General features: G+C 41.4%; 4 protein-coding genes. All 4 read left to right on the forward strand.

What is annotated here, in order from left to right:
• Nucleotides 1-287: hypothetical protein (locus AAC037_RS19775; protein WP_339905042.1), on the forward strand; the 287-nt coding region annotated here is incomplete at its 5' end.
• Entirely contained in the window at nucleotides 284-1,438 is a 1,155-nt protein-coding gene (locus AAC037_RS19780; RefSeq protein ID WP_339905043.1) for a TonB-dependent receptor, read from the forward strand. The genes AAC037_RS19775 and AAC037_RS19780, both read left to right, overlap by 4 nt.
• Nucleotides 1,439-1,458: 20 nt before the next feature.
• Entirely contained in the window at nucleotides 1,459-2,967 is a 1,509-nt protein-coding gene (locus AAC037_RS19785) for a RagB/SusD family nutrient uptake outer membrane protein (RefSeq protein WP_339905044.1), read from the forward strand.
• Between the two features lie 336 nt (nucleotides 2,968-3,303).
• On the forward strand, nucleotides 3,304-4,859 hold a 1,556-nt coding region (locus AAC037_RS19790), incomplete at its 3' end, for a SusC/RagA family TonB-linked outer membrane protein (RefSeq protein ID WP_339905046.1).

Raw genomic sequence — 4,859 nt, forward strand, 5'->3', positions numbered from 1 at the left:
AATATCTACAGGGGAATGGCAATGAGTTTCCCAATGACGAGGTAACTTATTTAAGTGCAGCCATTAGGCAGACTTCCACCTCTGGAGAAGCTGATTGGAGTCTGATGGCCTATTTTGCAAGGGCCAATTATTCCTTTGATGACAAATACCTGTTCTCAGCTTCATTTAGACGAGAGGGCAGCTCAAGGTTTGGTGCCAATAATAAATGGGGTAATTTCCCTGCTTTTTCGGCAGGTTGGAGGATTTCTGAAGAGTCTTTTATGCCTGAAACCCGCTGGATTACATGAAATTAAGGGCCAGCTTTGGTGTTACAGGTAACAATGCAATTGGTAACTATTCAAGTTTGTCCAATATGGCCATTTCGAATTATGTGTTGGGCGGAAGCATTGCCAATGGACAGGTCCTTTCCAATTTTGCCAATGCGAATTTAGGTTGGGAACAATCCCAACAGACTGATATAGGTTTGGATTGGGCCATGTTTGACAATAGGCTTATTCTAACCGCCGAATATTACAATCGACTTACCAACAATATGCTCCTTTCTGTTGAGATGCCTGTAATTTCAGGATTTACCCAATCTTTGGACAATGTAGGGAAAGTGCAAAACAGAGGGCTTGAGTTGGCTTTGGACTACAGAACCATGATCAATCAGGTAAACATTAGATCCAACCTGAACCTGACCATCAATAGGAACAAGGTGTTGGAAATTAGAGGAGAAAACGACGAGATCTGGGCAGGTGGGTTCTATAGTACTTACAATGTAGCCCAAGTCGGAAGGCCATTGGCCATGTTTCATGGCTTCAAAATGGTAGGTATCTTTGATACTGATGCTGAAATTGAGGCTTGGCCGGATCAGGATGGAGCCGTACCTGGTACTTATAAGTATTTTGATGCCAACGGGGATGGAGTAATATCCTATGACCAGCAGGACATGATTGAAATCGGAAACCCCCATCCGGATTATATTATAGGTTATACGCTGGGGGGAGATTTTAAGAATTTTGATTTTAACCTGATGTTTACCGGGGCTTTTAATTACGATGTTTTTAGAAATATAGAGGCTACCACCATGAACATGGATGGGGTGTTTAATATCCTTCAATCAGGAGTTAATCGCTGGAGATCTGCCGAAAACCCGGGGGATGGAAGAGGAGCAACTACCAATACTTGGAAATGGCAGCGGGAATCAAATTCCAGGTATGTGTATGATGCTAGCCATGTATGGTTACGAAACATCACCTTGGGCTATACCATTCCAAAGAACCCTGTAGTACCCCATGCCAGGGTGTTTTTCAGTGCAGAGAATCCCTTTTTATTTACTTCATTTCCCGGCACCAATCCGGAAGTCAACACCAGAGGAGGTATCAATATAGGGGTAGATGATGAAGCTTATCCAATGCCAAGAACTTTCACTTTAGGTGCAACAGTAAGATTCTAAATCATAAAATGACTTAAGACATGAAAAAATACATTAATACATTGTTCATTGGCCTGGGTGTTTTATTTGCTAGCACATCCTGTGATGATGAATTTCTAAATAAAACCGATCCTACAGTTTTGGTATCGGATAATTTTTACCAGACAGAAACGCAACTTGTACAGGCCGTTAATGGCGTGTATGGTCAATTGCGGCCTTGGCATTTGAGTCAGTGGCAGTACACAGAGTTCATTTCCGACAATACCACCCTTCATTTTAATCCCGGTAATAGGGGGAATGGACCGAGCTTAGAAGCCTTGGAGTTTTGGCAATACAATCCGGCTACTTCAAATATTACCAATCTGTACAACAGCACCTACGGTATTATGGTCAATGTCAATACCAGCTTGAGCAAGTTACCGGAATCCAATGCTTCGGATGCAATCAAAAACAGGTCTGAGGGGGAATTGAAAATGATTAGGGCTTACCTTTACTTTCATTTGGTGCAGCATTTTGGAGATGTGATTGTCATCACTGAACCGGTGAGTTCCCCTTCAGAAGCTTTTGAATACAACAGGTCTCCTGTGGAAACTGTGTACCAGCAAATCCTCTCAGATTTGAATGATGCAGTTGCTTTATTGCCATCAAGTTATGGTGCAGATGATATTGGCCGAGTTACCAAAGGAGCAGCTTTGAGCTTGCTGGGTAAGGTACACCTGACCAGAAAAAATTATGCTGAAGCCATTGATGCCTTGACTCAGGTTACTTCTTTGGGTTATGACTTGCTTCAGGATTATGGGGCTGTTTTTGATCCGCAAAACAAAAATCATCAGGAATCCATTTGGGATATTCAGTATCAGGGAGACAATCAATTTGGTGTGGGAAGTAATTTCATTTACACCTTTGCACCCAGAGAGTCAGTTGGGGCAGTCATCGATTTTCCGGGTCAGGATGGTGGTGGATGGAATACGCCTACCAATGAAATAATCGCTTTGTATGAGGAAGGAGATTTAAGAAAAGAGGTGTCTTTGAAAGAAGGCTATACCAGCCTTGAAGGAACTTATATAGCTGTGCCTTATATCAACAAGTTTCACCATCCCCATTCCATCAGAGGAGTTACCAATGACAATTGGCCTGTCATCAGATATGCAGATGTGTTGTTAATGCTTGCGGAGTCCATCAATGAAGTGGAAGGTCCCACAGGAACAGCCTTAGGGTACCTGAATGAGATTCGAGACAGGGCCGGGTTGGAGCCGTTAAATGGCTTGGGTAAAGATGAGTTCAGAGAAGTGATCCTTAATGAACGCAGGATAGAACTGGCATTTGAGAACCATCGCTGGTTTGATTTGAAACGGACCAAGACTGAAAGTGAGTTGGTAAATATGCTCAATGCTTATGGATTAAGAGAAAGAGCAAACCCTACCACTTCCAGAGAGGGTATTCCATTTTCTAACAATGACTTTATTTTTGAGGCACATGAGATTTTGTTTCCAATTCCACAGGATCAAATGAGGATCAATTCTTCATTGGTACAGAATCCCGGTTATTAATTTTCATCTTTTTATTGGGTTTCAGAGGACTATGGTTTTCTGAAACCCAATTACTTTTTTTAAAAATGCCAGAATATTAAATTATTTGCTTTGATGATGATTGATTTAAAAGTCGTATAACCCTTTATTTTTTAAAAAATCAAAATATAATTTTTTCTATTCAGATTTTTCGTACTGAACTATGATATGCCTATCTGAATTATAGGGGAAATTGTCGGTTTACTTATTCAGCACAGTACAGGACAGTTTTAGAAAAAATAAGGGCTTTATTGTAATTAAATTCATCATTAAACTGATGAAGGAGTCAATTTACCCACTCAATTTAACCTATTAATTATGAAAAAAAATTGTTACCAATTTATGAATAGCAAGCAGCTATTTACCCTTTTGGCTGCTATGTTATTGAGCTTCGCTTCTTATGCGCAAAGCACCGTTACCGGTGTGGTACGCTCAGAAGGCGATAACGAGACCATACCGGGAGTGTCGGTATTGGTAAAGGGAACCACCCGTGGAACTGTTACTGATCTGGATGGGAAGTTTCAGGTAGAAGCCGCTGCAGGAGAAATTCTTTCGGTGAGCTATATCGGGTACGCGACCCAGGAAATCACCATTCAAGGTGGTCAAACACAATATGATATCACCCTTGCTTCCTCCATGAGTGACTTGACGGAAGTTGTAGTGGTTGGATATGGTAGTCAGTTGAAAAAGGAAATCACCGGTGCGGTACAAACCATAGACGGAGATGACCTAATGGATATACCTGCTACTGAGATAGCTCAGAAGTTGCAGGGGCAACTTGCCGGTGTGCAAATTAATCAAACCACAGGTAAGCCAGGTCAGGGAATGAATGTCCGCATTAGGGGACAACTTTCGGTTTCTGCAGGTAGTGACCCATTGTATGTAGTGGATGGGTTCCCTATAACCGGAAATATTTCTACTTTAAATCCGGATGAAATTCAGGACATTACCATTTTGAAAGATGCTGCCTCTACCTCTCTTTACGGTTCCAGGGCTGCGAATGGTGTAGTGTTGATCACTACTAAACGCGGTAAAGCAGGACAGTCAAGCGTTTCTCTCAATGTGTACAGAGGCTTGCAAAATGTGCCTCATTACAACCGATTGGAAATGATGGATGCAGTTGAGTTTGCCCAGTTTAAAAAAGAGTATTACGAAGATGAGGGAAGAGATGTACCTGCAATGTTTCAGGACCCCTCTTCTTATGAAGGACAAACCCAAGATTGGTACGATGCCATGTTGCAGACAGCTCCCATATCCAATTACAACCTGACCATAAACTCCAATACAGAGAAAATGAGAACCTCTGTAGTTGCTGGTTATTTTGACCAGGAAGGGGTTGTGTTGAATACGGATTATGAACGTTTTTCTCTAAGAATAAATTCGGACTATACTGCTTCCGATAAAGTTTCTATGGGATTCAATATAGCTCCTCAGTATGTAAGGGACAATACGCCCAGAACAGATGGGTCAAGAGGTACAGGTATATTGTTCAATGCTTTACATGCATGGCCCAATATGCCAATTTATGATGGTGAGGGTGAGTTGACGTATTATAACAGATTCCCAAGTGAAACAGGGAATATATTTGCCTATCCAAATTATGTGCGTTCTGCTCTGGAAATCACCAATGAGACCAAGCAGACCAATTTACTTTCCAACGCATATATTCAATATGAGCCAATTGAAGGTCTAGTGGTTAAGTCTACGATCAATGCTGAAATAAGAAATAGCAAATACTTCTATTTCAACCCATCCACAGCTACTCCGGGAATCAACATTGCCATTCCTGCCGTTGCATCCTCTATTAGGGATCATTACGATAATTTTAGCTGGTTGAATGAGAATACGGTTACCTATAACAAGTCAATAAACGA

It is taken from the genome of uncultured Cyclobacterium sp. (genome assembly GCF_963976465.1).
Lineage (GTDB): Bacteria > Bacteroidota > Bacteroidia > Cytophagales > Cyclobacteriaceae > Cyclobacterium.